This window comes from Frisingicoccus sp., assembly GCA_016298055.1.
GTDB lineage: Bacteria > Bacillota > Clostridia > Lachnospirales > Lachnospiraceae > Frisingicoccus.
On the sequence record JAEDDO010000170.1, the window covers coordinates 1 to 3,715 of the forward strand.

Genomic DNA, 3,715 nt, shown 5'->3' on the forward strand with positions numbered 1-3,715 from the left:
TGTCATTTTTGATACTTCGCCCGAACTTACATCCACCTCATATCTTTTTTCATCCGTCCGGTATCCCGCCGGTGCAGTGGTTTCACAAACAAAATAATGACCTTTTGGAAGCCCATCCAGTTTTCCATTTCCCATCGCATCGGTCACGATTCTGCCAACTTCTTTGTTTTCTTCGTCATATACGGTGTAAACGGCATCTTTCAGTGTATACACTTTATTATCTGTTGTAATATCCGGCAGAATTGATTTCTTTGTCAGTTCAATAGAACCTTTTTGCTCCGGCCAGTCGATCTGTATCTCTGTCCCAAAAGGCTGCTCCTCTTCATAACAGTTCAGCCAGCCCACATCCTGATAGCTTCCTCCAAAGAAAACAATGACCCGATATTTATGTAAAACAGTTGTAAATGAGGCTTTATATGTTCCGTTGACGTCAGATGCGTCGGCTGTCAACCAAAATCTTGTTCCTCCATAAATCTGAACCGTCTGTCCACCGGCATAAGTATTGTCTTTATCATCATGGAGTGCTATATTTTCAGGTAAATCAAAAAGGATATAGTCCTCTGTATTTCCCTCTGCACAAATGACCGGTGACTGGTAACGTCCGGCATCATTTAAAAAGGCAGCGGTTCCCTCCGGCTGTATGAGACGGATGCCTTCGGAAATATTCGGCGAAGAAAGTCCGGCTGTATAATTTTGAAGGGCGATCACCGTATCTGCCGCATTCTGAGTAAGTCCATGTGCCCAGTTCGTATCTCCGAACTGCCAGGAAGCCCATGCCCTGTTTAAAACATAATAAGCTTCACTCACACCGTGTGCATTGGCTGAATAAGCTGGATCAAGCTGTTCATAAATCGCTTTTATCTCCTCATTATACCCCGGTCCCCCGTAACCATAATACATCAGTTTGAGCATAGACGCATCTTCCAGAGCATAGACATCCACTTCGCCCTGATTTCCGCTGTCTGAAAAAGGATTCAGACAAAAGGCATCTCTCAAATCACCGCCATAACTGCCTCTTCTGTGAACCGTATAGGCCTGAACATATTGACCGTCTCCCCAGTAACTGTTTCCACCAAACAGGTACAACTTGTCGGCATCTGTTGTTCCCCAGGAAAGATAGCCTTTATCCGGAAGAAGAACAGCGGGATAGTCAAAAGCATCACTGAACATCATAATACCGTAATCGTTCTGAGTGCTGTTTCCCTCGAATCCGGAAACGTCGTAACCGGCTTCTTTTAAAAGACGAACCTGTTCTGCGTTCAAAAGTCCTACATCCTGTCCGAGGACTTTACGAACAGCCTCCGGAGTCAGTTCCATCGGAGGTGATACCCAATCTTCCTCCTCTGATTCTGCTCTATTCGTCTCTTCATCCCCATCTGTCTGATTTGTATCTGTTTCAGAGGCATAGGAAGAATCGGATATCATCAGAAAGGTAAAGACCATCATCCCACAAAAAAGAAAAAACTTACGGATTTTTTGTTTTACGTTCATTTTTTACCACCTTCTCTTTTCTTATCCATAAAAATGTTCCTATTACACTCATCATACTTAACAGACATAGGGCTCGGATACTCTTCAGATTATGATCTCCTGTAGAAACCCTTTTTTCATTTGCGGTTTTTTCTTTTTCCGTATAAAAAATCCACTGACACTTGTCTTCTAACAATGTATAGTCGTTATCTAAAGCTTCCGGCATATGAAGTTCATAAAAAAGCTCTGCCTTCTCCCCGTTTTTAATCCTTCCAAGCAAAATTCCCTCATTTAATTCAGATGCCCTTAAACTGCCTTCATAAACCGTTTCTGTTTCTCCGTTAAACTGTTTTACAATCTTTAGTTCCATTTCGTCAATCAAAGACGGAGCGTCCTCAGCCTCAGTTCGGAAGTACAGTAAAATATGATCATCACTTGTATTTTCCAGAGTCAGCGTATCACTGTAAATATCTCCAGGAAGCATGACCGGAAAATTACAGAAGAAATCTTCTTCATTCGTCACAAGCTTCTCCGTTTCTCCTTCATACTCTATAATAAATATCCGATCCTCCTTTCCTTTCATGGACCAAATATCATAAGTTCCCTCTTTTCTGCAGTCGATGATGCTTATCTCGCCCCACGGACATTCTGCACTGTAATCCGGCTCAAAATTTCTGCTCTGGACAGCTTCCGCACAGATTCTGATTGAGAATGATGTATCCGCATATGTCTCATCCAGACTTTCAGGTATGATGATTCCCTGAAAAAGATCTGCCGTTTTTCCGGTCGGCACACTGTCCCTGAAATAAAAGTATCCATCTTTCGCACTGATCCAGTTTTCCTCCATTCCATAAATATTCTCTATATTGAACGGTGCATCCTGAAAATCAATTCTCGCTCGTATATAACAGTCATTACCCATATTTTTTATCCTCGGTATCTTTGAAACATGATCGCCCGGCATCACCGGAACCGGATTCTTCCAGTATGTCTCCTCTCCCTCCTCATTCAGGCAGAATTCTTCAAGTTCAATATCTACAACACCGGTTGAAAAATGATTCTCACTGACAACTTCCGTCAATGCATAAACGGATGACAGTCCCAGGCCAAAGATTCCCATCAGACCGATGATTCCCATAACTACTTTTTTATTCATAAAGCATGTCCCCCTTCAGGTTTTTGGAATAATCCTTCCATGCTTCCTCATAATCCTGAAAACCATCCGCCTGATAGCTCTCCGCATAGACAATAACATCCACATTTTTTATCTCATCCTCCGGAGTATCCGGCCGGATATATATTCCTGTCATAAGACAGGATGTATCTTCTCCCGGGGCAATGGGCTTTTGATAATAATAGTATTCCTCAGACCCATCGTAAATCCAGTCCGACAGATCCCAGTCAATATCGGAGTATTGACCCATATCACTGTCTGAAAAAAGGACTCTGGCCCGAACATAACACGCATTCGGTCCCTCATTATGTATGCTCACCTTTTTTCTGATCCTCTTTCCCGGCACAATCGGTTCCGGAATAAATTCCTCATCAATTCTTATATGGCTTCCGCCTACCGTCACCGGATTCACACGTACATGTCCTGTAACAAAATAGGCAGCGATTCCGGCCAAAGGCAAACCCAGAATCATCCCCATCGCAAGCACCATTACCCACCTGTTTTGTCTCTTTAAGTCTTTCAAGTCGGCTCCTTTCCGCCCCACTCTTTTGTTATGTCACGTCACGATCTGCTGATGGAACTAATTCGTTTTAATATCCGTATTGATGTCTTCGGTCACCGTATTCTGAAGACTTGGGTTCTGGTTTTCAATGACTTTCCACACGTCCAGAGGCAATGTTTTACCATCATTATTGTCTCCGTCCAAATTGCCCTTCTCATCTTTAATATTCTGGGTCTGAATACCATAGGCCTCGATAACGATATTCTGTGTCGTCGTCTCCAGATTCTGATCTTCCACGATATTGGCAAATCGAACCCAGTCAAAAAGTGACGGTGTGCTGCTGTTGACAGCCAGTGCCTTCATAGAATCGGCCGTCTCCCCTGTATAAGCATATAAATGGGTTACAGTTTGCTTTAATGAATCAGTCTCTTTCTTGGAATCCAGTTCTGTCCATCCATCTTTCACATCGTAACTGAACAATTCAGTATCCGCAGTCTTGCCTTTTGTTCCATCCTCATTCGCTGTCACCACGTTCGCATAGGGAACCGTCACTTTAAGAAAGACAAATT

3 protein-coding genes and 1 pseudogene are annotated in these 3,715 nt (G+C 43.0%); all 4 read right to left on the reverse strand.

Annotated features, from left to right (window positions below; translation table 11 throughout):
• Positions 1-1,491, reverse strand: a 1,491-nt coding sequence (locus tag QZZ35_RS09905) for an MSCRAMM family protein (RefSeq protein ID WP_291237253.1), incomplete at its 3' end; no start/stop codon positions are given.
• The gene (locus QZZ35_RS09910) at positions 1,466-2,626 is read right to left on the reverse strand and encodes a hypothetical protein (protein WP_291237254.1); all 1,161 of its coding nucleotides are present in this window, start codon (positions 2,624-2,626) and stop codon (positions 1,466-1,468) included. The genes QZZ35_RS09905 and QZZ35_RS09910, both read right to left, overlap by 26 nt.
• Complete coding sequence (locus tag QZZ35_RS09915; RefSeq protein ID WP_291234645.1) at positions 2,619-3,167, reverse strand: hypothetical protein; 549 nt, start codon at positions 3,165-3,167, stop codon at positions 2,619-2,621. Before QZZ35_RS09915 ends, QZZ35_RS09910 begins: the two co-directional genes overlap by 8 nt.
• Before the next feature lie 57 nt (positions 3,168-3,224).
• Positions 3,225-3,715: pseudogene (locus QZZ35_RS09920) on the reverse strand (hypothetical protein); the annotation flags it as partial.

Bases quoted from the DNA above. Each gene is read 5' to 3' on its own strand.
- QZZ35_RS09910 (WP_291237254.1), bottom strand. From the start codon at position 2,626: ATGAATAAAAAAGTAGTTATGGGAATCATCGGTCTGATGGGAATCTTT.